At 69.7% G+C, this 25,409-nt stretch carries 23 protein-coding genes; 13 read left to right on the top strand and 10 right to left on the bottom strand.

Translation table 11 applies throughout. The features are described 5' to 3' along the window. Window positions 1-36 precede the first annotated feature (36 nt). Complete coding sequence (locus POF73_RS10825) at window positions 37-1,557, bottom strand: MFS transporter (RefSeq protein ID WP_272114365.1); 1,521 nt, start codon at window positions 1,555-1,557, stop codon at window positions 37-39. A 161-nt stretch (window positions 1,558-1,718) separates the two neighbouring features. Between POF73_RS10825 and POF73_RS10820 the strand changes: the two genes are divergently transcribed. Further along, window positions 1,719-2,384, top strand: coding sequence for a TetR/AcrR family transcriptional regulator (locus POF73_RS10820; protein WP_272114364.1), 666 nt, complete (start codon window positions 1,719-1,721; stop codon window positions 2,382-2,384). Window positions 2,385-2,492: 108 nt separating this feature from the next. On the opposite strand, the gene POF73_RS10815 is transcribed toward POF73_RS10820, so the two are convergent. Genes POF73_RS10815 through POF73_RS10800 form a run of 4 tightly spaced genes read right to left on the bottom strand, consistent with a single transcriptional unit; the run spans window position 2,493 to window position 7,375 of the window. Then, window positions 2,493-4,136 carry a glycoside hydrolase family 13 protein gene (locus tag POF73_RS10815; protein ID WP_272114363.1) on the bottom strand — a complete coding sequence of 548 codons (1,644 nt, stop codon included), beginning with the start codon at window positions 4,134-4,136 and terminating at the stop codon, window positions 2,493-2,495. A 37-nt stretch (window positions 4,137-4,173) separates the two neighbouring features. Then, on the bottom strand, window positions 4,174-5,013 hold the full coding sequence (locus POF73_RS10810) for a carbohydrate ABC transporter permease (protein ID WP_272114362.1): 840 nt from the start codon (window positions 5,011-5,013) through the stop codon (window positions 4,174-4,176). Further along, complete coding sequence (locus POF73_RS10805) at window positions 5,010-6,065, bottom strand: carbohydrate ABC transporter permease (protein ID WP_272114361.1); 1,056 nt, start codon at window positions 6,063-6,065, stop codon at window positions 5,010-5,012. The genes POF73_RS10810 and POF73_RS10805 overlap by 4 nt, the downstream gene beginning before the upstream one ends. 11 nt (window positions 6,066-6,076) lie before the next feature. Then, on the bottom strand, window positions 6,077-7,375 hold the full coding sequence (locus tag POF73_RS10800; protein ID WP_272114360.1) for an ABC transporter substrate-binding protein: 1,299 nt from the start codon (window positions 7,373-7,375) through the stop codon (window positions 6,077-6,079). 274 nt (window positions 7,376-7,649) lie between these two features. Between POF73_RS10800 and POF73_RS10795 the strand changes: the two genes are divergently transcribed. From POF73_RS10795 to POF73_RS10785, 3 genes are all read left to right on the top strand, one after another. Next, entirely contained in the window at window positions 7,650-8,702 is a 1,053-nt protein-coding gene (locus tag POF73_RS10795) for a LacI family DNA-binding transcriptional regulator (protein ID WP_334313586.1), read from the top strand. Between the two features lie 301 nt (window positions 8,703-9,003). Beyond that, entirely contained in the window at window positions 9,004-9,585 is a 582-nt protein-coding gene (locus tag POF73_RS10790) for a TetR/AcrR family transcriptional regulator (RefSeq protein WP_272114359.1), read from the top strand. 195 nt (window positions 9,586-9,780) lie between these two features. Further along, on the top strand, window positions 9,781-10,407 hold the full coding sequence (locus POF73_RS10785; RefSeq protein WP_272114358.1) for an NAD(P)-dependent oxidoreductase: 627 nt from the start codon (window positions 9,781-9,783) through the stop codon (window positions 10,405-10,407). Window positions 10,408-10,467: 60 nt separating this feature from the next. On the opposite strand, the gene POF73_RS10780 is transcribed toward POF73_RS10785, so the two are convergent. Next, window positions 10,468-11,376 (bottom strand): LysR family transcriptional regulator, encoded by a 909-nt coding sequence (locus tag POF73_RS10780; protein ID WP_272114357.1) that lies wholly within the window; start codon window positions 11,374-11,376, stop codon window positions 10,468-10,470. Window positions 11,377-11,614: 238 nt separating this feature from the next. Between POF73_RS10780 and POF73_RS10775 the strand changes: the two genes are divergently transcribed. Further along, complete coding sequence (locus tag POF73_RS10775; RefSeq protein WP_272114356.1) at window positions 11,615-12,310, top strand: type 1 glutamine amidotransferase domain-containing protein; 696 nt, start codon at window positions 11,615-11,617, stop codon at window positions 12,308-12,310. Window positions 12,311-12,338: 28 nt separating this feature from the next. Here POF73_RS10775 and POF73_RS10770 read toward each other — a convergent pair whose 3' ends face one another. From POF73_RS10770 to POF73_RS10760, 3 genes are all read right to left on the bottom strand, one after another. Beyond that, window positions 12,339-13,331: a hypothetical protein gene (locus POF73_RS10770; protein WP_272114355.1), complete on the bottom strand. Its 993-nt coding sequence runs from the start codon at window positions 13,329-13,331 to the stop codon at window positions 12,339-12,341. A gap of 23 nt (window positions 13,332-13,354) precedes the next feature. After that, the gene (locus POF73_RS10765) at window positions 13,355-14,554 is read right to left on the bottom strand and encodes a DUF2306 domain-containing protein (protein ID WP_272114354.1); all 1,200 of its coding nucleotides are present in this window, start codon (window positions 14,552-14,554) and stop codon (window positions 13,355-13,357) included. Between the two features lie 230 nt (window positions 14,555-14,784). After that, window positions 14,785-15,318, bottom strand: a complete 534-nt coding sequence (locus tag POF73_RS10760; RefSeq protein ID WP_272114353.1) for a PadR family transcriptional regulator — start codon at window positions 15,316-15,318, stop codon at window positions 14,785-14,787. A 204-nt stretch (window positions 15,319-15,522) separates the two neighbouring features. Between POF73_RS10760 and POF73_RS10755 the strand changes: the two genes are divergently transcribed. Next, window positions 15,523-16,167 (top strand): YdcF family protein, encoded by a 645-nt coding sequence (locus tag POF73_RS10755; protein WP_272114351.1) that lies wholly within the window; start codon window positions 15,523-15,525, stop codon window positions 16,165-16,167. Between the two features lie 112 nt (window positions 16,168-16,279). On the opposite strand, the gene POF73_RS10750 is transcribed toward POF73_RS10755, so the two are convergent. Continuing rightward, a complete protein-coding gene (locus POF73_RS10750) occupies window positions 16,280-16,717 on the bottom strand; it encodes a hypothetical protein (protein WP_003974483.1) in 438 nt (145 codons plus the stop codon). Between the two features lie 822 nt (window positions 16,718-17,539). Between POF73_RS10750 and hemL the strand changes: the two genes are divergently transcribed. The 7 genes from hemL (at window position 17,540) to ccsB (ending at window position 25,385) form a co-directional block, all read left to right on the top strand. After that, window positions 17,540-18,874, top strand: coding sequence for a glutamate-1-semialdehyde 2,1-aminomutase (gene hemL / locus POF73_RS10745; RefSeq protein WP_272114349.1), 1,335 nt, complete (start codon window positions 17,540-17,542; stop codon window positions 18,872-18,874). Further along, window positions 18,871-19,593 (top strand): histidine phosphatase family protein, encoded by a 723-nt coding sequence (locus tag POF73_RS10740; RefSeq protein WP_272114348.1) that lies wholly within the window; start codon window positions 18,871-18,873, stop codon window positions 19,591-19,593. The genes hemL and POF73_RS10740 overlap by 4 nt, the downstream gene beginning before the upstream one ends. Window positions 19,594-19,802: 209 nt before the next feature. After that, window positions 19,803-21,116 (top strand): hypothetical protein, encoded by a 1,314-nt coding sequence (locus POF73_RS10735; protein ID WP_272114347.1) that lies wholly within the window; start codon window positions 19,803-19,805, stop codon window positions 21,114-21,116. 66 nt (window positions 21,117-21,182) lie between these two features. Beyond that, window positions 21,183-21,785, top strand: a complete 603-nt coding sequence (locus POF73_RS10730; RefSeq protein WP_272114346.1) for a TlpA family protein disulfide reductase — start codon at window positions 21,183-21,185, stop codon at window positions 21,783-21,785. 1 nt (window position 21,786) lies between these two features. Next, a complete protein-coding gene (locus POF73_RS10725) occupies window positions 21,787-22,560 on the top strand; it encodes a cytochrome c biogenesis CcdA family protein (protein ID WP_384761587.1) in 774 nt (257 codons plus the stop codon). 3 nt (window positions 22,561-22,563) lie between these two features. Then, complete coding sequence (gene resB, locus POF73_RS10720; protein WP_272114345.1) at window positions 22,564-24,288, top strand: cytochrome c biogenesis protein ResB; 1,725 nt, start codon at window positions 22,564-22,566, stop codon at window positions 24,286-24,288. Continuing rightward, window positions 24,285-25,385, top strand: coding sequence for a c-type cytochrome biogenesis protein CcsB (gene ccsB / locus POF73_RS10715; RefSeq protein ID WP_272114344.1), 1,101 nt, complete (start codon window positions 24,285-24,287; stop codon window positions 25,383-25,385). Before resB ends, ccsB begins: the two co-directional genes overlap by 4 nt. Window positions 25,386-25,409 lie beyond the last annotated feature (24 nt).

Below are 25,409 nucleotides of genomic sequence, written 5' to 3'. Positions count from 1 at the left end.
CTGTCGTACCGGGTCCCGAGAGGCGGCCCCGGCACCTCACATGTGGACCACGGGTGCCGCGTCGGGGTCGGCCGTGGGTGCGCCGCGCCGGTAGAGGACGAAGCTGATGACCAGTCCGGCGACGAAGAACACCGCCGACCACCCGTACGCGGTGGAGTACGCCTCCAGGCCGGCCTGGGCGAGGACCGCCGGGTCCTTGGGGTTGCGGCCGGAGAGGTACTCGGTGGCGGCGCTGGTGGAGAGCGTGTTGAGCAGGGCCGTGCCGAGCGAGCCGCCGACCTGCTGCATCGTGTTGACCGCGGCGGAGGCGACGCCCGAGTCCTCGGCCCGCACCCCGTCCGTGGCCAGGGCCATAGCCGGAGCCATGATCAGACCGAAGCCGAGGCCCGCGACGATCAGCGGCGGCAGGATGTCGGTGGCGTACGCGCTGTTCAGGTCGAGACCGGTCAGCCAGACCATGGCCGCCGCGGCCAGGCCCATGCCCAGCGGCACGACCGGCTTGGGGCCGATACGGGGGACCAGCACCGTCGAGGCGAGGGTGGAGGCCAGCATCAGCCCGACGACCATGGGCAGGAACGCCAGCCCGGTCTCGATGGGCGTGTAGCCGAGGCTCTGCTGGAGGTAGTAGGTGAGGAAGAGGAAGACCCCGAACATGCCCGCGCCGATCAGCAGCACGGAGACGAACGACGCGCCGCGGTTGCGGTCGAGCAGCACCCGCAGGGGCAGCAGCGGGTGCGAGGAGCGGGTCTGCCACCAGGTGAACGCGGCCAGCAGTACGGCTCCGGCGACCAGGAAGCCCCAGGTGGCGGGGGAGCTCCAGTCGTGGCTCTCGGCGTTGGAGAAGCCGTAGACCAGGCAGAACAGGCCGGAGGAGACGAGCAGGGCGCCCGGGACGTCGATCGTGGCGGACTTGTCGCGGGTGGTGCGCCGGAGCAGGATCACGCCGCCGACGAAGGCGACCGCGGCGAAGGCCAGGTTGACGTAGAGGGTCCAGCGCCAGTCGAGGTGTTCGGTCAGGACGCCGCCGAGGAGGAGGCCCACAGCACCGCCGGCGCCGGCGATCGCGCCGTAGACGCCGAACGCCTTGGCGCGTTCCTTGGCGTCGGTGAACGTCGTCGTCAGCAACGACAACGCGGCGGGGGCCAGCAGCGCACCGAACACGCCCTGCGCGGCCCGCGCGGCGATGAGCATCTCGAAGCTTCCGGCGGCGCCACCGATGGCGGAGGCCCCGGCGAAGCCGACCAGGCCGACCAGGAAGGTCATCTTCCGGCCGAACAGGTCCGCTGTCCGGCCGCCGAGCAGCAGCAGACTGCCGAAGGCGAGCGCGTAGGCGGTGACGACCCATTGCCGGTCCCCGTCGGAGAAGCCCAGGTCCTGCTGCGCCGACGGCAGGGCGATGTTCACGATCGTGCCGTCCAGCACGACCATCAGCTGGGCCAGACCGACGACCGTGAGGATCCACCAGCGATGTCGGGGTGGCGCCTCGGCGGGCGGTCGGGCGGGGGCGGGGGAGGGAGAGGACTTGTCGACGGGGGTGTCGGTGGAGGTCTGGGGCATGACGGGACTCCGGGTGAGGTGATCGGCGGGGCGTTCGGGGGGGGCTTGGGCCGGCTGGTCCTGACGGCTGTCAGATTTGCCTGACGAGTGTCAGATTAGCTTCCGTCTGACAGGTGTCAAGTAAACTTCTGGCGGAGGGCCGGGCAGCGAAGGAGGTAAAGGTGGGTGCACGAGCGGAATCCGCACGGAGGCCGGGGCGTCCGGGCGCGGGGACCCCCGCGGTGCCGGACGAGCAGAGCATCCTGCAGCGCGGGCTCGAAGCGTTCGCGGAGCTGGGATACGACCATGCCTCCGCCCGCGAGCTGGCCCGTCGCCTGGGCGTCAGCCACAACTTCATCAACGATCGCTACGGGTCCAAGGCGGACTTCTGGCGCGCGGTGGTCGACTTCGCGATGGGCGGGCAGCTGGCCCGCATGCCCGAGGTGGACCCCTCGGTCGACGACGCCGAGCGGCTGCGGCTGCTGATCACCGGCTTCTACCGCACTGCGGTGGACTCACCCCTGGTCGGACGGCTCTTCGTCGAGGAGATGAACCGGGACACCGAGCGGCTGGACTATCTGTACGAGCACTACATCGCGCCGACCCTGCAGACCTTCATGCCCAGCATCGAGCGGCTCGTGGCGGCCGGACGCATGGCGCCCGTCCCGATGGACGTGCTGTTCTTCGCCGTCGTCCCGCCGGTCTCGGGAATGGTGGAGGTACCGCTGGCCCGCCGCCTGGGCCGGCCCGCGCCCGAGTCGCCGCAACAACTCACGGCCACGGCCGAGACATTGGCGGCACTGGTGGTCAACGGCCTGCTGGCGGCCGGGCCGGTGAAACGGTCCTGAGGGCGGCCCGCAGCTGACATGCGGTCCCGCACCTGAACCAGGGCCTGTCCGGTCGGCGGGGAGTGAACACCGGACAGGCCCTGGTGGACCGAAGGGGACGTGTGCTCGCTAGACCGCCAGCCACACCGCCTGATCCGGCGCCAGCGTCCCGCCCTCGACGGGCCCACTGGCCAGCAGAACGGCCGTGTGATCCGGCAGCGCACACGCCTCCGGCGACAGATTCACCACGCACACGAAGCCGGGCTCGCGGCGGAAGGCAAGCACCCTCTCGGGGGCGTCCAGCCAGGTCAGAGTCCCGTCGCCGAGAGCCGGGTGCGCACGGCGCAGGCGCAGCGCGGCGCGGTACAGCTCCAGCATCGACGCCGGGTCGCCGCTCTGGGCGGCCACGCTGTACTCGGCCCAGCGGGACGGCTGGGGCAGCCACGGTTCGGCGTTCGTGCCGTCGGGGCTGAAGCCATACGGCGCACTGCGTCCGGACCACGGGATCGGGACCCGGCAGCCGTCGCGGCCGCGCTCGGTGTGGCCGGAGCGTTCCCAGACGGGGTCCTGGAGGACCGACTCGGGCAGGTCCTCGACCTCGGGCAGGCCGAGTTCCTCGCCCTGGTAGACGTAGGCGCCACCGGGCAGGGCCAGCATCAGCAGGGCCGCGGCGCGGGCTCGGCGGGTGCCCAGGGCGAGGTCCAGGGGGCCCTCGGGGCGGTACGTCTCGTTGGCCACCCAGCGCCGGGTGGGGCTCGGACGGCCGTAGCGGCTGGGGTGGCGTACGACGTCGTGGTTGGACAGGACCCAGGTGGCCGGGGCGCCCACCGAGCCGAGCATGGCGAGCGAGTCGTCGATGACCGTGCGCAGGTCCTTGGGGTCCCAGGTGGCCATCAGGAAGTCGAAGTTGAACGCGGTGTGCAGGCCGTCCCGGCGGACGTACGCGGCCAGACGCTCGGGGGTGTCCGCCCATGCCTCGGCCACGAAGCAGCGGTCGCCGGGGAACTCGTCGGCAACCTTGCGCCAGGCCCGGTAGACGGCGTGGACCTCGTCGCGGTCCCAGTGCGGATGGTCGGTGTGCCGGACCGGCTGCCCGTCCTCCGGCGCCCGGCGGGGCGGCAGGTCGGGGAGTTCCGGGTGCTTGATCAGGCCGTGGGCGACATCGATCCGGAAGCCGTCCACGCCCCGGCCGAACCAGAAGCGCAGGACCGACTCGAACTCCGCGCCGACGTCCGGGTGCTGCCAGTTGAGGTCGGGCTGCTCGGGGGCGAACAGGTGCAGGTACCAGTCGCCGTCGGGCAGCCGGGTCCAGGCGGGACCGCCGAAGCAGGAGACCCAGTCGTTGGGCGGCTCGGCGCCGTCCGGGCCGCGGCCGGGGCGGAAGACGTAGCGCTCGCGCTCCGGGCTGCCGGGGCCCGCCGCCAGCGCCGCCCGGAACCAGGCGTGCCGGTCGGAGGTGTGGTTGGGCACGATGTCGGGGATGACGCGGATCCCGTGCTCGTGCGCCTCCTCGATGAGCCGCTCCGCCTCGGCCACCGAGCCGAACAGCGGGTCGATCTCGCGGAAGTCGGCCACGTCGTAACCGTGGTCGGCCATCGGTGACTTGTACCAGGGGTTGATCCAGATGGCGTCCACGCCGAGGGACTTGAGATACGGCAGCCGGGAGCGCAGGCCGGCGATGTCGCCGACACCGTCGCCGTTGCCGTCGGCGAAACTGCGGATGTAGACCTGGTAGATGACGGCGCTGCGCCACCAGGGTGCGGTGGGGGACACAGGTGTGGTGCTCCTCAGTGGTTGAAGGGAGGCGTGTCTACTTCGCCGCGCCGGCCGTGAGCCCGGCGACGATACGGCGCTGGAAGACCAGCACCATGACCACCAGCGGGACCGTGACGAGGACGCCGGCCGCCATCTGGCTGCCGAACGGGGTCTCGTACGTCGTCGCGCCGGTGAACTTCGAGATGGCGACCGGTGCGGTCTGCATGCCGGGCTTGTTGGTCATCGACAGGGCGATGAGGAACTCGTTCCAGGCCGCGATGAACGTGATGATCGCGGTGGTGAAGATGCCCGGCGCCGCGAGCGGGATGATGACCTTGCGGAACGCCTGGCCGCGGGTGCAGCCGTCGACCATGGCGGCGTGCTCCAGCTCGTCCGGCATCTGCCGGAAGAACGTGGTCAGGTTCCACACCGCCAGCGGCAGCGCGAAGGACATGCTCGGCACGATCATGGCCTGGTAGGTGTTGATCCAGCCCATGTCCGTGAACAGCTTCAGCAGCGGCACCACGATCGACACCACCGGGAACATCGAGGTGGCGATGATCAGGGTCAGGATCAGCCGCTTGAAACGGAAGTCGAGCCGGGCCATCGCGTACGCCGTGAACGTCGCGAGCAGCAGGGCCAGGACGGTCGTGATGCCCGCCACGACCAGGCTGTTGAGCAGCGCGCGGCCGAAGCCCTGCGCGGGGTCGAACACCGCACGGTAGTTCTCGAAGGAGAGCGTGGTGGGCAGGAGCGAGGTGTCGAAGATGTCCGTCGTGCGGCGCAGGCTGGAGACCAGCATCCAGTAGAAGGGCGCCAGACAGTAGGCCACGACCCCGATGACACCGGCGTACAGCAGCCCGGTGCGCCACTTCGCCGTGAGGGTGGTCGTCATGCCGTCACCTCCGTACGGCGGCGCAGTGCCGGGATGCGCGGGCGCCTGCCCTTCCGTCCGCGGGTGCCGTCGCCCACGTCGCCGATCAGGTCGGCGCCGAGCAGCCGTACGAAGGCCAGCGCGACCAGGAAGACGTAGAGGAAGAGGAGCACGGAGTACGCGGACGCCGGTCCGAAGCGGACGTTGGACGCCTCGTTCTGCGCGAGCATCGACAGGGTCTCCACCGAGCGCTTCTGGGCGCCGACCAGGATGTACGGCAGGTCGAACATGCGCAGCGCGTCCATGCAGCGGAACAGCATCGCCACCAGCAGCGCCGGTTTCACCAGGGGCAGCGTGATGTGCCAGAACTGGCGCGGCGGGCTCGCCCCGTCCATGCGGGCGGCCTCGTAGACCTCCTTGGGGATGACCTGGAGCCCGGCCAGTACCAGCAGCCCGATGAAGGGCGCCGTCTTCCACACCTCGGCGACGATGACGGCGACCTTGGCGTGGAAGCCCTCGGTGGTCCACAGGACCTGATGGCCGATCAGCGCGTTGGCGATGCCGTCGCTGTTGAAGATCCACCGCCACAGCAGGCCGGAGATCGCGGTGGGCACCGCCCAGGGGATGAGGATGCCCGCCCGGATCAGACCGCGGCCCCGGAACGCCTTGTGCATGATCAGGGCCATCGCCACCCCGACCAGCGTCTCCAGGGCGACCGTGACGACGGTGAAGAAGGTGGTGTTCCAGAAGGCGTTCCAGAACCGCTCCCCGGCCTCGCCGAAGATGTCGGCGTAGTTGCGCAGCCCGACGAACGGCTCGGTCGCGCTGATGAACCCCGTCGCCGGGTCCAGGCCCTTCGCCCCGTACAGCGACTCGTTGAGCGCCATCAGGGTCGGGTAGAGCACGACGATCGTCAGCACCAGCAGCGTCGGGGAGACCAGCAGCGCGGCCATGCGCGCCGAGCCGGCGGTCGCGCGGGTCTGCTTCCGCGGGTGCTTCACCGGCCCGGAGGGGACGGGAACCGCGTGGTCGTCATCGGCGGCGGCTTCGGGCGGAGTCTTGGTGTCGGCCATGGACCTGCCCCTCACTGCCCGGTGGACTTCTGCAGCGCCCCCTGCAGGTCCTTCAGCGCCTGCGCGCTGCTCTTGCTCCCGGTCAGCGCGGCGTACGCCTCCTGCTGGACCGCCGAGGTCACGTCGCCGTACTGCACGACGCGCGGGCGGGGCACGGCGCGCAGGATGGACTCCTTGAGCACCGGCAGATACGGGTACTGCCCGACCAGCGCCTTGTCGTCGTACAGGGAGGCGTACGGCGGGGCCAGGGAAGCCTCCTTGAGGAACGTGGCCGTGTTCTCCTCGTTGCTGAAGAACTTCATGAAGTCCAGGGCCGTGGCCTTGTTCTTCGCGGTGGACGACAGGGCCAGGTTGTGGCCGCCGAGGCTGGAGGAGCCGGGGCCGTCCAGACCGGGCAGCGGGGCGACGGCGTACTCGCCCTTGATGTCGCTCTTGCCGGCCAGGGAGTACACGTACGGCCAGTTGCGCAGGAAGAGCAGCTTGCCGGACTGGAACGCCTGGCGGCCGTCCTCCTCCAGGTAGGTGATGCCCTCCTTGGGGATCGTCCCGTCCTTGAAGGAGTCGACGAGGAAGTCCAGGCCCTTCCTCGCCTCCGCGGTGTCGACGTTCGGCTTGCCGCCTGCGTCGGTGACGACGCCGCCCGCGGAGTTCACGGCCTCGGAGAAGTTGACGGTCAGGCCCTCGTACTTCTGGAACTGCCCGCCGTAGCACGACATGCCCTTGCCCTCGGGCAGCTTCTTCACCTTGGCGCAGGCGGCCTTCAACTCGGCCCAGGTGGTGGGGGGTTGGGCGATGCCCGCCTTCTTCAGCAGGTCGGTGCGGTAGTACAGCATGCCGCCGTCGGAACTGGCCGGGACCGCGTACAGGCCGTCGCGGTACTTGGCCGTCTCCACGACCGGCTTCAGCATTTTGCCGAGCGGGAACTGCTTCTCGGGCAGCCTGTCGATCCACTGGTGGGCGGCGAACTCCGACGTCCACACGACGTCGAGCGAGAGCACCGTATAGGCGTCGGACTTCGTCTCCGCGTTCTGGATCATCTGCTGGCGCTGCGCGTCCGCGTCCGTCGGCAGCTGGATGAAGGTGACCTTCTCCTTCGGGTGCAGCTTGTTCCAGCGGTCGAGCATCGGCTGCACAGAGCCGGTGGTGTCCTTGCCCGCCACGTACGTGATGGGGCCGCGGCCCTCGAACGTCGTCGCCCCGGCGGCCTGCCCGGAGCCGTCGCCGTCGGACGAGCCGCAGGCGCTGAGGAGGAGCGCGCCGGCGGCGAGTATGCCCACGGACTGAAACGCTCTGGTGGTTGTGGTGTTCACGGTGTCTCCTGGTCGTACGTGGCCATCTGTCCCTGTTGTCAGACTGCGTTGTCACGGCTTTCATGAGATCAAAATTGCAGGTCAACTCACTCATGAGCGGTTCGGCGGGGGGATGTATGCACCTGCTGTGACAACGCTTGCAAGCTAGGGGGCTCATTTGCCGGAAGTCAATGCGTTACTACGCGGTAATGAGATGGCAGAGATGGTTTCCAGTGCATGAAAGCGCTGTCACCAAACACCCCGCGGAACGTGCCGCCTGTGCTACCGTCCGCTCATGCCACCAGCTCAGCGGCACCCCACGATGGCTGACGTAGCCGAACGGGCCGGGGTCTCCACATCGACCGTCTCGCGCACTCTGCGCGGCATGTCCACCGTCTCCCCGGAGGTCCGTGCCCGGGTCGAGCAGGCCGCGCGCGAGCTGAACTTCGCCGTGTCCAGACAGGCTGCAAGCCTTGTCACGGGCAGGACCGGGAACGTGGCCGTGATGGTGCCCACCCTCCAGTCGTGGTTCATGGGCGCCGCCCTGTCCAGCCTCGCCCCGCTGCTGCGGGCCGCGGGCCTGGAACTGAACGTCTACGTGATCCCCGACATGGCCGCGCGCACCTCGTTCTTCGAGCACCTGCCGGCCCGGCGCAACGCCGACGCGCTGCTGGTGTTCTGCTTCGACCTCAACGACGAGGAGACCGCGAGCCTGGACAACCTCGGCATGCCGGTCATCTACGTCAGCCAGCACGTCGAGGGACGGCCGAGCGTCTACGTCGACGACGTGGCCGCCGCCGTGCACGGCACCCGGCACCTGCTCAACCTCGGCCACCGGCGGATCGCCTTCCTCCAGACGATCGGCGCCAGCGGCTTCTCCTTCAGCTCCCAGGAACGGCTGCTCGGCTACCAGCAGGCGCTCACCGAGGCGGGGCTTCCCCTCGACGACGACCTGGTGGTCACCACCGAGGTCGGCGACAAGCGCGGTACCGCCGAGGCGGTGGGCAAGCTGCTGAGCCTGCGCGAGCCGCCCACCGCCGTCTTCGCCGAACAGGACGAGGTCGCCGTCGCCGCCGTCTGGACCCTGCGCAGGACGCAGATCCCGGTGCCCGGACACATCTCTGTCCTCGGCTTCGACGACCAGCCCCTCGCCGACTGGTTCGACCTGTCCACCGTGGCCCAGTCGCCCGCGGACATCGGCCGCGAGGCCGGCGAACTCGCCCTCGCCCTCATCCACGACTCCGACGAGGATCACGTCCGGCACGTCGTCCTGCCCACCCACCTGATCCCACGAGAGACCACGGCCCCGCCGCCCGCCCCGCCGGGCGATGGTGGCCGGGACATCTGAACTCCGGGGGGCGGGAAGGGCACACGGACCGTTCCCGAGTGGCAGGCGCAAGGTGACGGTGCGGACCGGCCGCAGCGGAAACGCGGTGACGATCCGCGCCCGCTGCGAGGACGGCCCCTGGCGCATGGTCCGACTGGCCGACTGGCCGACTGGCCGGCGGGGCGCTGAGTCTGCCGCAGGTTACGGCTGTCGTGCGACCAGGGCGTGACGGCCGAACGCTCGGGATCGTCGCTATGGTGGACTCAAGCGGACAGTAGTCCGGTACTGGAGAGTGCCTAGGCGGAATGGGGGAGGAGTGCCGGTGGGATCCAGGAGTGACGCCCCTCAGCGCTCGGACGCGCAGCGCAATCGCGAGCGCATTCTGGAGGTCGCGCTGGCCGAGTTGTCGCACTCCCCGGACGTTCCGTTGAGCGTGATCGCCAAGAAGGCCGGGGTCGGGCAGGGCACGTTCTATCGCAACTTCCCCAACCGTGAGGCGCTCGTCCTTGAGGTTCATCGACATGAGGTGCGGCAACTCACCGACAGCGCCGAGGAATTGGTGCGGACGCGGGAGCCCGATCGGGCGCTGCGCGAGTGGATGGACGGCCTCGCGTACTTCGCCATGGCCAAGTCCGGTCTTGCCGAAGCCCTGCGGCAGGCGACGAGTGCGACGGGTGGTCCGGCACGGCCGGGCTATTCGCTGGTCGTCGCCGCGATCGGAACCCTGCTGGACGCCAACCACGAGGCCGGCACCATCCGGCCCGGCGTCACCGCCGACGACTTCATCCTCGCCATCGCCGGCATCTGGCAGATCGACCCCGAGGGGGACTGGCGGACGCAGTCGACCAGGTTGTTGGACATCGTCATGGACGGCTTGCGTGCGGGGGCTCCCGGGCGGGCGTGACGGGGCCTTCCGGGCCGGGGCCCGACGGCCGGCCCTTGTGAGTCGGGCCCTTCAGGGCCGGGGCGGTTGCCCGGGCCCTACAGGGCTGGGGCGGTTGCTAAGCGGACAGCTGTCCGTTACGTTGCTCTCGTAATGGACAGTTGTCCGTTTAGCTTGCTCGCCCCCCCACCCCACCCCGTTTCGGAGGTCCCCGCCATGAAACTCCTCGTCCTCGGCGCGACCGGTCCCACCGGTCGCCACCTCGTCGACCTGGCCGTGCGATCCGGTGACTCCGTCACGGCCCTGGTACGCAATCCGGCCGGTCTGGGCGACCTCGCCGACCGGGTCACGGCCGTCACCGGTGACGCCACCTCGCCCCGCGACGTCTCCGCCGCCGCTGCCGGACACGACGTGATCGTCTCCGCGCTGGGCCGGGGCAACTCGATCCGTGCCGACGGCCTCTTCACACGAGCCTCGGAGGCGGTGATCGGTGCGGCGCGCGACACCGGCGTATCGCGCCTCGTGTGGCTGTCGTCGTTCGGTGTCGGGCACACCTTCGAGTGGTCCAGCACCGCCCAGAAGCTGATCTACAGCACCCTGCTCCGGTCGCTCTACGCCGACAAGGCGATCGCGGACGAGCGCATCCGCGTCAGCGGGCTGGACTGGACCGTGGTCCTGCCGACCAAGCTGACGCACGGCCCCGCCAATGGCGCCTTCCTCGCGGACGACCGGCTGCCGATGAAGGGCAACCCGTCGATCAGCCGGGCGGACGTCGCCGCCTTCATGCACCGGGCGGCGCACGGCGGCGAGTGGATCCACCGCAGCCCGGTCATCACCGACTGACTCCGTGGCGGGCGCCCCGTGCCGCCCCGCGTCTCGGCGCGGAACCCGAGGCGGGCCGGCTCACCAGTTCTTCGCGGCGGCCAGCAGACGCTCACGGACGATCGTCACGTGCGGGTTGAGGGAGCTGCCCGGGCGCTGGACGAGGAAGGAGGGGTTGATCGGCGGGTCCTCGGGCCGGTGCAGCAGCCGGAGCGCGCCGGAGGCGAGGGCGGTGCGGCACAGATAGCTGGGCAGGACGCTCCAGCCGGCCCCCGCGAGCACCGCCGTGAGGACACCGCGCAGGTCGGGGAAGGTGATCGCGGCCTCGGCGTGCAGTCGGCGGTCGAAGACATGGCGCCAGTAGCGGCGGACGATGGGCAGGTCCTCGGCGTAGGTGATCAGCGGGAGGCCCTCCAGCGTGGTGTGCAGTTCCTGCCCCTTGAGCCGTTCGGCCCACACAGGTGCGGCGACCAGGACGAACTCCTCGTCCCCGAGGAGCTCCGCGTGCAGCGTCCGGCCACGCGGCCGCCGGGTGGCGACGACGAGGTCGTGGCGCCCGGCCCGCAGCTCCTCCAGCAGCGGTTCGGTCAGTCCCACGGCCACCCGCAGCCGGACGCCCTGCTCGACCAGCGGGGCCAGCACCTTGAGGCCGACCTCGCTCAGGAACTCCGCGGGCCCCGCCAGATACACCGGCGCCACCGTGTCGCTCGGCTCCTCGCCGGTGATGGCGGCCAACCGGTCGAGGGGCGCCGACAGCTGCGTGGCGAGTTCGTCCGCAGGGGGCAGCGGCGCGACGCCGTGCGCCCGGCGCTCGAACAGTTCGCGGCCCAGACGCTTCTCCAGCGCCCGGATCTGTGTGGTGACGGTGGACTGCGACAGGCTCAGCCGACGCGCGGCGGCGGTGAAGGAGCCCAGGCGGTGCACGGCGAGGAAGGTGCGCAGCAGGTTCAGGTCGACTGGTCCGAACCCATGGGTGTCCTGATCGCTCACGGCTTCGAGCCTACGAGGTGCGCGGGGCGGCCTGTGTGCGCCGACCGCCCACGACGGGGGCATCGGTTCACCGATACCTGGTATCGGGGGCTTCATTGGCGTGGCTGCGCCACCGGCACTAGGTTCGAGAGCGGGAGCACGGCCGTTCCATCCGATTCCACGACCGGTACGGAAATCTGGCGCCGTTTCTGCGGGGCGCCGCCCGACCAACCCCTGCTTTCTCTAGGAGACCCCCACCATGTCGAAGATCCTTTTCGTGCTGACCGGCGCCGACCACTGGACCCTGGCCGACGGCACCAAGCACCCGACCGGCTTCTGGGCCGAGGAGGCCGTCGTCCCGTACGAGGCGTTCACGGCGGCCGGCCACGAGGTCGTCGTCGCGACGCCGGGCGGTGTCGTACCGCCGCTGGACCAGGGCAGTCTGGCGCCGCAGTTCAACGGCGGTGAGGAGGGCGCGAAGAGGATGGCGGACGCCGTCGCCTCGATCGCCGAGTTCCAGCGGCCCATCAGCCTGGAGGACATCGACCTCGCCGACTACGCGGCCGTCTACTACCCCGGTGGCCATGGCCCGATGGAGGACCTGGCCGTGGACGCCACGTCCGGCAAGCTCCTCGTCGACGCCCTCGCCTCCGGGCGGCCGCTCGGCGTGGTCTGCCACGCCCCGGCCGCGCTGCTGGCCGCCACCCTGGCCGACGGCGGCAACGCCTTCGCCGGTTACCGGCTCACCGGCTTCAGCAACGCCGAGGAGACCCAGGCGGGCTTCGCGGCGGGCGCCAAGTGGCTGCTGCAGGACCGGCTGGTCGAGATCGGCGCGGACTACGACGAGGGTGAGGCGTGGGCCCCGCACGTGGTGGTCGACCGCAACCTGATCACCGGGCAGAACCCCGCCTCCGCCGGACCGGCCGCGGCCGAGATGCTCAAGAAACTGGCCTGACCCGCTTCGAACTGCCGCTTCCGCCCCGTCAGTTGTGCGGTGCCGGGAACCTCGTCAGCAGGACCCGTCCACCGGCGCCCGCGCACAGCAGGCCCGCCACCATGGCGATGAGGCTGAGCGCCGGGCCGGAGCTCCACTCGACGTGGGCGGCGCGGCAGGCGAGCACGACGGTCATCGCGGCCGCGGTGCCGGGCAGGGCGAGCAGGGCCGGGCGGGTTCGGGTCAGGTCGTCCTCGGCGAGCGCGCCGAGGACGCCGACGCCGAGCGCGAGGGCCCATACGCCGAGTGCCTGCGCGTCGAGGCGGCCGGTGTGCCAGGGGACGAAGTCGGCCCAGAAGTCCGGGCGGATCAGCAGGCCGGTACCGATGCCCAGCCAGGAGGAGCCGAGGACGGCCAGGGGCGGTTTGGACCAGCCGGGCAGGGGCGCGGACGAGGGCTCGGGAATGGACGCGGGCTCGGGAATGGACGAGGGCTCGGGAATGGCCGCGGGCGTGGGCTTGGGCCCGGCGGATGCGGGAACGCACGCGGACGCGGGCTCGGGCTCGGTGGATGCGGTGAACGGCTCGGCGCGCACGAGGTGTTGAAGCGACAGCGCGATCACCGCCCATACGCACAGCAGCCCCAGCACGAAGATCCAGCCCAGGCTGAACAGTACGGAGAGGACGGGTCCGCCCTCGGCGACGTACAGATGGCGGGCGTTCAGCAGGGTCACGGTGAACAGTCCGAGGAGGACCACCGCCAAGGGATGGAGCAGCGTGCGCGCCTCCTCCCAGTGCTTGGCCCTGCCGACGGCGAACAGGCCCGGCGAGGTGCCCAGCATGGCGGCGCCGACCAGGCCCGGGTTCAGCGACTCGGGTGACGGCCAGGGGCCGAAGACATGGCCGGTGAGACCGACGGCCGTCAGGAGCCCGCCGACGAGCAGACCGGTCACCGCCACCGCGGTGGCCAGCATGGCCACGCCCGCGGTCAACGGGCGCCCGCCAGAGGCTGTGCGAGTGGGGGCGTCGAATGCCCGGGTCATGAGGTCTCCGTTCGCGGCCGAGGTCACTGGACAGGGGAGGAGACGGAAGAGACGGAAGAGACAGGGGACGGCGGGGCGACAGCAGGGGCTGAGGCGGTCCGTTTGCGCAGCTCACGGGCGTACATGACGCGCAGGCTCACCACTGATGTCGCCGCGGTGGCGAGGATGCCGCAGCCGATGGCGAGGCCGGCGGACAGTGCCGTGTGGTGGTCGAGGTGAAGAGTGCGCTCGAAGACCGGGACCGCTCCGACCGACAGCACCGGGGCCAGGCACAGTGCCGTCAGATGCAGCCGCCACTCCTCCCGGGCCCAGGTGCGGCCCTGCCGTCCCGCACGCCGGGCGCCGACGGCCATGACGGCGTAGGTGACGGCGTACGGCACCAGGTAGGCCACCAGCAGTCGCCGCCCCACCGGCCCGAAGTCCAGGTACGAACGCACGATCCAGGCCAGTGCGGCGGCGCCGGCGAGGTGGGCCGCGGCCAGCACCGGCAGCGGCGCCCAGGACCCGGACACCCCGTCGACCGCCGTACGCCGGTCGAGGGTGCGCGAGGCGATGAGCGCGCCGAACGCCACCACCGACCCCAGGTGCATGATCGCCACCTGGTTGATCTCGGCCATGGACAGCCCCGGCAGCAGCAACGGCAGCCCGCCCCACTCCAGGCGCAGCAGGGGCGCGGTCAGCAGAAAGCCGTAGCAGAGCAGCATCCACCGCTGGTGCAGGTCCGGGAACCCGCCGACGGCGGCGAGGATTCCGAAGGTCACGCTCAGCACGGTGCCGACCAGGATCGTGGCGAGCACGATCCAGAAGGCCGCCCCGCTGAAGGCGTCCTCGGGAGCGGTACGGGCGAGATAGAGTCCGGCGCCCGCCATCGAGGCGTACACGGTGACGGCGAAGACCACACCGAGCACGCGATGCAGCCGCGTACGCCGCCGCGCCGCCGTCAGCAGCTGCGCGGGGCCGAGCAGCATGAGCAGCCCGCCGAGCACCGAGTGCACGATCATCGGCAGCAGGCTGTTCCGGTAGGGCTCGACGCGGGTGGCCAGGGCGTCGGCGACATAGCGCGGCGAGACGGTGCGGGCCAGCAGCCACTCGCCGAACGCCGGGGCGCCCGGGCTGGCGTACGGCCACAGCTCGGTCATCGCGACCGGCGCGTAGGCGACGCACATCACGGTCACCGCGATCGCCGCGCCACGGCGCCAGGCGCTGCTCGTCGGACGACGCACGGCGACCTCCTGCTCCTGGCCGCTGCACGGCCGACCGATAGTCCAGACTGGACTATCGAGACGGTAGAGAGGGTCGCCGCAGAGGTCAACGGTTCATCGCGGTCGGGATTCGTCAGGAATCTGTGTGGTCGGGAATCGGTGCGGTCGTGGTCGGGAACCGGTGTGGTCGGGGATCGTCAGGGAAGCGGTCTTGTCGGGGGTCGTCAGGGAAGCGGTCTGGTCGGGGGTCGTCAGGAATCGGTGGTCGTGCGTTCCTCCCGGTGCCGCACCCAGTCCCAGAAATCGACCATCATCCGCTCGTAACGGATCCCGAACTCCAGCGCCTCGCGCTGCCCGGACGTCAGCAACTCCCCGACCTCCTCGGCGAGTTCCTCGTACGACCGCAGCGTCTGCCGGTGCTCGTCCACCTGCACCGGGGCCAGCACCTCCGGCCGCCCCCCGAACCACAGCTTGAGGATGCCGCGCTCCCTGGCCTCCACCGGCACGAACGCCGGGTCGCTGAGCCACTCGTGCAGGGCGTCCCGCCCCCGCTCCGTGAGCGCCAGCACTCTCCGATTACGCCCGCTCTCCCGCCGCACCTGCGCCAACAGCCCCCCGTCCAGCAGCCGGTCGCACTGCGCGTACACCTGCGCGTGCGGCACCGACCAGAAGGGCGCCACCGTCCGAGCCGCCTCCACCTTCACGTCGTACGCACTCGCCTCGCCCAGCTTGTCGATGATCCCGAGCACGAGATAGGAGGAGGTCGTCAACCGCACGTCAGCCATGGGGGGACGGTAGCCGACGGGGCAGACGCCACTCGCCGCGTTCGATACGGCGACCCGGAATGATGGGCTGCTCGTCCTCGGCCAGGCGGCACAGGTGGCCCGGCAGCACGGGCCGAGCCACCGGCCGCGCAGCATCGAGGGCATCCGAAAGGGCCGGCAGGGATCAGCCAGGGAGTGTCAGTGCCGCACTACGAGCAGCGTCCCATGACCGACGAGCAGTTCCACGACGCGACGCTGATCTGGAACTACCACCAGATGGACCACGAACAGCGGCCCTGCTCGGCGGCGATCGGACTGGGCAGCCACGACCTGGGAGTGGCCACCACGGCCGCAGACCTGTACCGCGAGGGCCTTTTCCCGGTCATGGTCTTCAGCGGCGGCAACAGCCCCACTACGCTTGCCCGCTTCCCGCGCGGCGAGGCCGTGCACTACCGCGAGCACGCCCTGAGCCTGGGGGTGCCGGACGAGGCGATCCTGGTCGAGCCGAAGGCGGCCAACACCGGCCAGAACATCACGTTCTCCCGCGAGCTGCTGGCCGAGGCCGGCATCGCGGTCGAGTCGCTGCTGCTGGTCTCGAAGCCGTACATGGAGCGCCGCTCGTACGCGACCTGCCGCCGGTTGTGGCCCGAGGTGGAGGTCGTCTGTGCCTCCGAGCCGCTGGAGTTGGACGCGTACATCAGGTCCATCGGTGACGAGCGGCTCGTCGTGGACATGCTCGTGGGCGATCTGCAACGGGTGATCGAGTACCCGAGGCTTGGCTTCGCCGTCGAGCAGGAGGTGCCGGCGGTCGTGTACGGCGCCTACGAGCGACTTGTGCGGGCAGGGTTCGACAGCCGCCTTGTCTCGTAATTGCGCTTGAGACAGCCACTGTCAGCCCTCGACACATGACAAGGGCGGGGCCCGAAAACCCCCGCCCGCTACCGGCTGAACGGCCTGCGACCGCTACCGGCGAAACCTCGAATCAGGGCCACACAAGGCAATACGGCTGATGCCCCGCCTCATGAAGGCGGTGGCTGAAGTCCTGCCACTCGTGCAGCAACTGGTACACGTTGAACGCATCCCGGGGCCCACCCCGGTCCGGCACCGTCGACCAGATGAAAGCGGCCGCGCCCACCGCTTCCTCTCCTATGCCCCGCAGCGGGTCCACCACCGTCATCGGCAGCTTGACCACCGCGTAGTCGGGGTGAAGGACGACCAGTTCCAGCGGGGGGACCTTGTGCAGGGGGACGCCCTCGATGCCGGTGAGGACCATCGCGGCCATCGTCTCCGGCTTGATCTTGGTGAACATGCCGTTCATGCCGAGCTCGTCGCCGCCGAGTTCTTCGGGGCGCATCGAGATCGGGACGCGGGCCGCGGTTGCGCCGTCGGGCGCGCCGAAGTACTTGTACGTCACCCCCACCCGACCACCATTCCTGCTCGACCTCAGCCGATCGACACGTCGATCGGCCGCCCGCTCTGACTCATTCGGTACACCCGGCATATCCGGTACTACGTGTCCCTGCCGTGCTTCGTTCGAATCCTCCGCGTCTCGCCGGTGCCTTCCCCGCCGGGCACGTCGAGGACCCAGGTCATCAGTCCCCTCGCCCAGTCCGCCACCGCGATGCATATCTCCACCCGACTGCTTTTCTAGGACGCGTGGCCCCCGCCGCGCAACCCGATCATCGTGTCAGTGACCTCCCCCGCGGCCGCCCGCCGAAACGTGCGCTGAAACACCTGTCCGCGGGATCTTTTCAGTCCCTGACCAACACACCCCGCATGAGCTGTGTGTATCACGTCCAGTCTCGCAGATCCCCGGCAGGGAACGGGGGCGAAGGGGAGTGGGGGGCGCGGGCGAGGGGAGGGAGGAGGGTGGCGCACGGTAGGACGGACGGGGCGGGCGGGGGAGCGGGGCGCTCGGGAGGCCCGGCCCCGATCAGCACCGGCCGGCCGCCGGCCCGGCCGGGCACATACTCTCGTCAGCCGTCAGCCGTCAGCCGTCAGCCGTCAGCCGTCAGCCGTCAGCCGTCAGCCGTCAGCCGTCAGCGGTCAGCGGTCAGCGGTCAGCGGTCAGCGGTCAGCCGTCAGCGGTCAGCGGTCAGCCGTCAGTCCCCCTCGGCCCTGCCCGGCGCACCCCCGCCGCCCCCTGCCCCCGCCGCCCCCTGGCCTACCCTGAGGAGGTCACTGGGAACCGGAGTCCGAGATCATCGGAGAAGGTCAGAGAAGGTCGGAGTAGTCGCAGGTCATGAGTGAAGCGCCCTCTTCAGGAACGCCCTATCCATACGATGCGCCTGCCTCGCAGGCTCTGTTCGACCGTGCGGCCGCCGTCACGCCCGGCGGCGTGAACTCCCCGGTGCGCGCCTTCCGGGCCGTGGGCGGGACGCCCCGGTTCATGGTGTCCGGCACCGGTCCGTACCTGACCGACGCCGACGGGCGCGAGTACGTCGACCTCGTCTGCTCCTGGGGACCCATGATCCTCGGGCACTCCCACCCCGAGGTCATCGCCGCCGTCCAGGACGCCGTCTCCCGCGGCACTTCCTTCGGTACGCCGGGGGAGGGCGAGGTCGCACTCGCCGAGGAGATCGTCGGCCGGATCGAGCCCGTCGACCAGGTGCGGCTCGTCTCCAGCGGCACCGAGGCCACCATGTCCGCCATCCGGCTCGCCCGCGGGTTCACCCGGCGGTCCAAGGTGATCAAGTTCGCCGGGTGCTATCACGGGCATGTCGACTCGCTGCTCGCCGCGGCCGGGTCCGGCGTCGCCACCTTCGCGCTGCCCGACACCCCGGGCGTCACCGGTGCCCAGGCCGGCGACACCATCGTCCTGCCCTACAACGACCTGGAGTCCGTGCACGAGGCCTTCCACCGCTACCCCGGTGAGATCGCCTGCGTGATCACCGAGGCCTCGCCCGGCAACATGGGCGTCGTCCCGCCGCAGCCCGGTTTCAACGAGGGACTGAAGGACGCCTGCCGCAAGAACGGCGCCCTCTTCATCTCCGACGAGGTCATGACCGGGTTCCGTACCAGCCGTGCCGGGTGGTACGGGGTCGACGGAGTCAAGCCCGACCTCATGACCTTCGGCAAGGTCATGGGGGGCGGGTTCCCCGCCGCCGCCTTCGGTGGGCGCGCCGATGTGATGGCCCACCTCGCACCCGCCGGGCCCGTCTACCAGGCCGGCACCCTCTCCGGGAACCCGGTCGCCACCGCGGCCGGCCTCGCTCAGCTGCGGCTCCTCGACGAGGCCGCGTACGACGCCGTCGACGCCGTCTCCGCGCAGATCCAGTCCCTCGTCACCGAGGCCCTCACCAAGGAAGGCGTCGCGCACCGGCTGCAGAACGCCTCCAACATGTTCTCCGTGTTCTTCACGGACCGTGAGGTCCGCAACTACGAGGACGCCAAGCGGCAGGATTCCTTCCGCTTCACCGCCTTCTTCCACTCGATGCTGGCGCAGGGCGTCTATCTGCCGCCCTCGTCCTTCGAGTCCTGGTTCGTTTCCACGGCACACGACGAGCAGGCCGTCCAGCGGATCGCCGACGCCCTCCCGGCGGCGGCCCGAGCGGCGGCGGAGGCCACGGCGGCATGAGCAACGACATCCACAGCGACATCCACGGCGACATCCACACGAGCGACAGCGACATCACCGTCGTCCACCTCATGCGGCACGGCGAGGTCGCCAACCCGGACGGGATCCTCTACGGCCGTCTCGCCGGCTACCACCTCTCCGAGCTCGGGCGGCAGATGGCCGACCGGGTCGCCGAGCACCTCGCCTCCCGCGATGTCACCCACGTCTGCGCCTCCCCGCTGGAGCGTGCGCAGGAGACCGCGACCCCGATCGCCAAGGCGCACGGGCTGGACCTCGCGACCGACGGGCGGCTCATCGAGGCCGACAACGTCTTCCAGGGCAAGACCTTCGGCGTGGGCGACGGGGCGCTGAAGAAGCCGGAGAACTGGAAGCATCTCGTCAACCCCTTCAAGCCGTCCTGGGGCGAGCCGTACGTCGACCAGGTCATCCGGATGATGGGTGCGCTGAGTGCCGCCAAGGACGCCGCGCGTGGGCACGAGGCCGTGCTGGTCAGTCATCAGCTGCCGATCTGGATCGTGCGCAGCTACGTCGAGAAGCGGCGGCTGTGGCACGACCCGCGCAAGCGGCAGTGCACGCTCGCGTCCCTGACGACCTTCACGTTCCAGGGCGACAGGATCGTTTCCGTCGGGTACACCGAGCCCGCCATCGATCTGGTGCCCGCCCATCTCCGCGCCGGTGCCAAGCCGGTGAAGGGGAAGGACAAGGCCTTCGGCGCCTGATGGCAGGGTCTCGTGACGGTGCCTGATGGCAGTGCCTGATCCCGTTATGGCGGTGCCTGATCCCGTTGTCCTGGGCGGGTTGCCCCACATGGGCTTTTAAGACGCGTTTGTGACATTTGTTTCGAATCCTCCGAGATCCGGAGGAACCTCCCTGTTCGTCGTGCCCTCTGACTGGGTGACCACGAGAGAGCACGACGGATGGGGCAGGAATGCGCAATGTCACCCGGAGGGGACTTATAGGACTCGGTGTCGGCACGGCCGCCGCCGTCGGGCTGGCCGGCTGCGGAACCCTCACCTCGTCAGAGGGGTCGAAGGGGTCCGAAGGTTCCGAAGGCGGCGAAGGCAACAAGCCCGGGACCCAGACCAACCGCGCCCGCCCCATCGGTGACGGCTCCACCTCCTACACCGGCAAGCAGCCCAGGCAGCCGGCCAAGCCCCAGCCTCTGGAGCCCGGTCAGGAGCCGCCGCAGTTCGTGGTCTTCTCGTGGGACGGCGCCGGTGAGGTGGGCAACGGCCTCTTCCCGCGCTTCCTCGACCTCGCCAAGGAGAACGACGCGCACATGACCTTCTTCCTCTCGGGGCTGTATCTGCTCCCCGAGTCGAAGAAGCGGCTCTACAACCCGCCGAACAACCCGGTCGGCGCCTCCGACATCGGCTACCTCACCGACGAGCACGTCAAGGCGACACTGACGAACGTCCGGCGCGCCTGGCTCGAAGGGCACGAGATAGGCACCCACTTCAACGGCCACTTCTGCGGCGGCAACGGCACCGTCGGCAACTGGACGCCCAAGCAGTGGCGCAGCGAGATCCAGCAGGCCAAGGACTTCGTGAAGAAGTGGCGGACCAACACCGGCTGGACCGACCTGCCGTCCCTGCCCTTCGACTACGACAAGGAGCTCGTCGGCGGCCGCACGCCCTGCCTCCTCGGCCAGGACAACCTGCTGCCCACCGCCAAGGAGCTCGGCTGGCGTTACGACGCCTCCTCGCCCGGCGGCCGTCAGGTGTGGCCGCAGAAGAAGCAGGGGCTGTGGGATCTGCCGTTGCAGCAGATACCTTTCCCCGGGCGCTCCTTCGAGGTCCTCTCCATGGACTACAACATGCTGGCCAACCAGTCGATCAACTCGACGAAGGCGCCCGCCCACAACTACCCGGGCTGGCGTGAGCAGTCGTCGCAGGCGTACATCCAGGGATTCAAGCGGGCATACGAGACAAACCGCGCACCCTTCTTCATAGGCAACCACTTCGAGCAGTGGAACGGCGGCATCTACATGGACGCCGTCGAGGCCGCCCTCAAGCACATCGCGCAGGAGAAGGAGAAGGGGGCCGACATCCGGCTCGTCTCCTTCCGGCAGTTCGTTGACTGGATGGACGTACAGAAGCCCGAGGTGCTCGCCAAGCTGCGGACCCTGGAGGTCGGGCAGCAGCCGGCCGGCGGCTGGAAGACGTTCATGAAGGGCGGCTCCGCGAGCACCTCCACCGGTTCCTCCAGCGGCTCCTCCATGGGTACGCAGAACGCCGCCTGAAATGCGGGTTCACGTCCGCGAGGGGGGTGGGCAAGATCCCCAGAACGGGCATGCGAAACTTTTCACATGAGTGCCCGTAGCGTCCGAAGTCGTGTCGCCGTCCTGGCCATCACCAGCGCCGCCGTCGCCGCGCTGACCCTCTCCGCGTGCAGTTCCGGCGGTATGTCGGGCGGTGGCGGCGACACCAACTTCGTCCCCGGCAGCAACGGCATCGACACCGCGGCCCAGGGCAAGCGCTCCGTGGCGCCGGCCCTGTCCGGCGAGACCATCGACGGCAAGCAGCTCGACACCGCCGACTACAAGGGCAAGATCCTCGTCATCAACGTATGGGGATCCTGGTGCCCACCGTGCCGGGCCGAGGCGAAGAACTTCCAGACCGTCTACGACGACGTCAAGGGCCAGGGTGTCGAGTTCGTCGGCATCAACACCCGGGACACCAGCACCACCCCCGCGAAGGCCTTCGAGAAGGAGTTCGGGGTCACCTACCCGAGCCTGTACGACCCCACGGGCAAGCAGATGCTCCGCTTCGGCAAGGGCACGCTCAACCCGCAGGCGATCCCCTCCACGCTGGTCATCGACCGGAAGGGAAAGATCGCCGCGCGTGCGCTGGCGCCCCTCAGCGAGGAGACACTGCGCAGCATGATCAAGCCCGTCCTCGCGGAGAAGTGACGTGAGCGCACTGTCCACGCTGGCCGAGGCCGCCGGCCCCAACCAGACGGTGATGAGCGGCGCTCTGCTGCTCGCCCTGCCCATCGCGCTGCTCGGCGGCCTCGTCTCCTTCTTCTCCCCCTGCGTACTGCCGCTGGTCCCCGGCTATCTCTCCTACGTCACCGGGGTCACCGGTACGGATCTGGCCGAGGCCCGGCGCGGACGGATGGTCGCGGGTGCCTCCCTGTTCGTGCTCGGCTTCACCGCGGTGTTCGTCTCCAGCGGAGCGCTGTTCGGCTACTTCGGCGACTCGCTGCAGGACCACAAGGACGTCCTGTCCAAGGTGCTGGGCGTCCTCATGATCCTCATGGGCGTCTTCTTCATGGGCCTGATGCCCTGGATGACCCAGCGCGAGTTCCGCTTCCACAAGCGGCCCGTGACCGGGCTGATCGGCGCGCCCTTCCTCGGCGCGCTGTTCGGCATCGGCTGGACGCCCTGCCTCGGCCCGACGCTGACCTCGGTGATCGCGCTGTCCTACAACGAGGCGAGCGCGGGCCGCGGCGCCATACTCACCGTCGCCTACTGCCTGGGCCTCGGCGTCCCCTTCGTGCTCGCTGCCGTAGCCTTCCGCAAGGCCCTCGGCGCCTTCGCCTGGGTCAAGCGCCACTACGTCTGGGTGATGCGCATCGGCGGCACGATGATGATCGCGACCGGTGTGCTGCTGCTCACCGGCGCCTGGGACCGCATCGTGCAGGAGATGCAGGTCTGGTCCAACGGCTTCACTGTGGGGATCTGATCGATGAGCAACACGACCGACAAGGCCGCCCCGGCCACCGGTGAGGAGGAACTGGACGCCGCCGGCTCCCAGCTCTCCACCGCCCCCGCCGAGGAGATCGCCAACCTGCCGTCCCTCGGCGTCATCGGCTGGGCCCGCTGGTTCTGGCGGCAGCTCACCTCGATGCGGGTCGCGCTGCTGCTGCTCCTGCTGCTGTCGCTCGGCGCGATCCCCGGCTCGCTCATCCCGCAGACCGGCATCGACGAGACCAAGGTCGCCGACTTCCGCAAGACGCACGAGACCCTCGCGCCGATCTACGACAAGCTCGGCCTCTTCAACGTCTACAGCTCGGTGTGGTTCTCCGCGATCTACATCCTGCTGTTCGTCTCCCTCATCGGCTGCATCGTCCCGCGCACCTGGCAGTTCGTCGGCCAGCTGCGCGGCCGTCCGCCGGGCGCCCCGAGGCGACTGACCCGGCTGCCCGCCTACACCACCTGGCGCACCGAGGCCGAGCCCGAGCAGGTCCGCGAGGCCGCGCTCACCCTGCTGACGAAGCGCCGCTTCCGCGCCCATCTCTCCGGTGACGCCGTCGCCGCCGAGAAGGGGTATCTGCGCGAGGTCGGCAACCTCGCCTTCCACATCGCGCTGATCGTGATGCTGGTCGCCTTCGCCTGGGGCCAGCTGTTCAAATCCGAGGGCAACAAGCTGGTCGTCGAGGGCGACGGGTTCTCCAACACCCTCACCCAGTACGACGACTTCAAGTCCGGCAGCCTCTTCACCCAGGACGACCTGGACCCGTTCAGCTTCAACCTGAAGAACTTCAGGGGCACCTACGAGGTCAGCGGTCCCAACCGGGGCACCCCGCGCACCTATGAGGCCGACCTCACCTACAGCGTGGGAGCCGACGGCAAGGACAAGAAGACCACCGTCAAGGTCAACGAGCCGCTGGAGATCGGCGGCTCGAAGGTCTACCTCGTCAGCCACGGCTACGCCCCCGTCATCACGGTTCGCGACGGCAGGGGCGAGGTCGTCTTCCGGGACGCCGTGCCCCTCCTTCCGCTCGACGGCAACGTCACCTCCACCGGCGCGATCAAGGTCATGGACGGCTACCGCGACGCCAAGGGCAAGTGGGATCAGCTCGGTTTCCAGGCCTTCTTCCTGCCCTCCTACGTCAAGGGCAACGAGCTCGCTTCGCAGTTCCCGGCGCTGCTGAACCCGGTGCTGAACCTGGAGGCGTACCACGGCGAACTCGGTGTCAACGCGGGCATCCCGCAGAGCGTGTACCAGCTGAACAAGAAGAACCTGAAGGGGTTCAAGGACGCCAAGGGCGCGCAGCTCAGGGAGAACCTGAAGCCCGGCGAGACCATGAAGCTCCCCAACGGCGCGGGCACGGTCACCTTCGAGAAGGAGATCAAGGAGTGGGCCGGCTTCCAGGTCGCCCGCCAGCCCGCCAGCGGCTGGGCCCTCGCCGGCTCCCTCACCGCGATCTTCGGCCTTGCCGCCTCCCTGTTCATCCAGCGCCGCCGCGTCTGGGTGCGGGCGGTCAAGGGCGACGACGGTGTCACGGTCGTCGAGATGGCCGGCCTCGGCCGCAGCGAGTCCGCCAAGGTGCCCGAGGAACTGGGTGACCTCGCCGGAATCCTCTACGACCAGGCGCCCGGCGCGCCCGACGCCGACGACGACCCCGCAGATTCCGAAGCTTCCCCCGACCCCCAAGTCGCACCCGCCGAAGGGGCTGACACCAAGTGACTCTCGCCGCCGCGACCGAGCTGGCCGCCGCCACCAACGAAAACCTCGCGAGCATCAGCAACACGCTGATCTACTCGTCGATGGCCGTCTACACCCTGGCCTTCTTCGCGTACATCGCCGAATGGCTCCTCGGCAGCCGCAGCAAGGTCGGCCGCACGGCCGCCGCGCTCACCCCGGCGAAGGCAGCCAAGGCCGCGGCGCCCGCCGTCACCGTGAAGAAGGGCGGCTCCACCGCCGTACTGGAGCGGCCGAAGGTCGTCGTGCGGGCCACGGCCGGGCAGCGGGACGTGCCGGACGGGCCCGGGGCGCACGGTGGGGACGAGCAGGGCGACCTCTACGGGCGTATCGCCATCTCCCTCACCGTCCTCGCCTTCCTGGTCGAGTTCGGCGGTGTGCTCACGCGGGCCCTGTCGGTGCAGCGGGCGCCGTGGGGAAACATGTACGAGTTCAACATCACCTTCTCCACGGTCGCCGTCGGTGTGTACCTGGCGCTGCTGGCGCTGAAGAAGAACGTGCGCTGGCTCGGGCTGTTCCTGATCACCACGGTCCTCCTCGATCTCGGCCTCGCCGTCACTGTCTTGTACACCGCCAGTGACCAGTTGGTTCCCGCCCTTCACTCGTACTGGCTGTACATCCACGTCTCCACCGCGATCTTCTGCGGCGCGGTGTTCTACGTCGGCGCCGTCTCCACGCTGCTCTACCTGTTCAAGGACTCGTACGAGAACAAGCTGGCGAACGGCGGCACCCCCGGCCGTTTCGCGAACTCCGTCCTGGACCGGCTGCCCGCATCGGCGTCCCTCGACAAGTTCTCCTACCGGGTCAACGCCGCCGTCTTCCCGCTGTGGACCTTCACGATCATCGCGGGCGCCATCTGGGCGGGCGACGCCTGGGGCCGCTACTGGGGCTGGGACCCCAAGGAGACCTGGTCCTTCATCACCTGGGTCGCCTACGCCTGCTACCTGCACGCCCGCGCCACGGCCGGCTGGAAGGGCCGCAAGGCCGCCTACCTGGCCCTCATCGCCTTCGGCTGCTGGCTCTTCAACTACTACGGCGTCAACATCTTCGTCTCCGGCAAGCACTCGTACGCCGGGGTGTAGGCAAGGGGTGCGTTTCACCCCCGG

The sequence above is a fragment of the Streptomyces sp. HD genome (assembly GCF_028369295.1).
GTDB lineage: Bacteria > Actinomycetota > Actinomycetes > Streptomycetales > Streptomycetaceae > Streptomyces.
The sequence above is the reverse complement of the archived record's forward strand: the minus strand, read 5'-3'. Positions and strand labels throughout refer to the sequence as shown.